General features: G+C 60.8%; 1 protein-coding gene. It reads left to right on the top strand.

The features are described 5' to 3' along the window. Positions 1 to 253: 253 nt before the first annotated feature. Positions 254 to 1042: a type I methionyl aminopeptidase gene (gene map, locus NW837_RS15300; protein WP_011433730.1), complete on the top strand. Its 789-nt coding sequence runs from the start codon at positions 254 to 256 to the stop codon at positions 1040 to 1042. Positions 1043 to 1093 lie beyond the last annotated feature (51 nt).

Raw genomic sequence — 1093 nt, 5'->3', positions numbered from 1 at the left:
GCTGTGGTTGGTGCAGCGGATTCGTCGGCGGCAGAAAATGGCCGGCAGGGGTCTGTGAATGGGCGCAAGGCGATTCAGAATCCCAACTGAGAACCCAATCCTGGACAGTCTGCAGGTGCAGAGATCCATCCGTTTTCACAGAGCTTTTCACAGATAAGGTCTCATGATGGAAGACATGCGAGCGTTGTTGACAGACCTCAGCCGTCGCTCCCAGCGATGGGGGGAGCAGTTGGGATCCGCTTTGCAGACGGGTATGAACCAGCTCACGCAAGCCCCTCAGCCCATTGTGTTGCTCTCTTCGCGGGAACTGGAGAAAATGCGGCGGGCTTGTCGCCTGGCAGCAGATCTGCTCAAGCACTTGGAGCCGATGGTGCGGCCAGGGGTCACCACCCAAGAGCTTAACGACGAGGCCGAGCGATGGACGCGGGCGCATGGGGCCAGAAGCGCCCCTTTGGGCTACCATGGCTTTCCCAAGTCCATCTGCACCAGCGTCAACCACGTGGTTTGCCACGGCATTCCCAGCCCCAAGCAGATCCTGCGAGAAGGCGACATCATCAACATCGATGTCACCCCGGTTTTGGATGGCTACCACGGCGATACGTCCAAAACCTTCTTTGTCGGACAGCCTTCTGAGCGGGCGCGGCGCCTGGTGGAGGTGACCGAAGAATGTCTGCGGCGGGGCATTGCTGCCGTCAAGCCGGGGGGGAGAGTCGGCGACATTGGCGCTGCCATCCAAGAATATGCCGAGGCCCAGGGCTACAGCGTGGTGCGGGATTTTGTCGGGCATGGGGTGGGACGGCAATTCCACACTGCTCCCCAGATCCCCCACTACGGCGAGCGAGGAAAAGGGGAGAAACTCCGCCCCGGCATGGTGTTCACCATCGAGCCGATGATCAACGAGGGCACCTGGGAGGTGAAGGTGCTCTCCGACGGGTGGACGGCGGTCACTTTGGATGGCAAGCTCTCGGCCCAATTTGAACATACGGTCGCCGTTACCGAAACCGGTGTAGAGATCTTGACCCTGCCTTCCCAAAGCCCCTGAGCCGATCATGAACAGCGCCCCCGCTCTCCGCCTGCGCCTCTCCTCCGAGAA

The organism is Synechococcus sp. R6-10 (assembly GCF_047461815.1).
Classification (GTDB): Bacteria; Cyanobacteriota; Cyanobacteriia; order Thermostichales; family Thermostichaceae; genus Thermostichus.
Note: the sequence above shows the minus strand (reverse complement) of the source record. Positions and strands in the feature narration are given on the sequence as shown.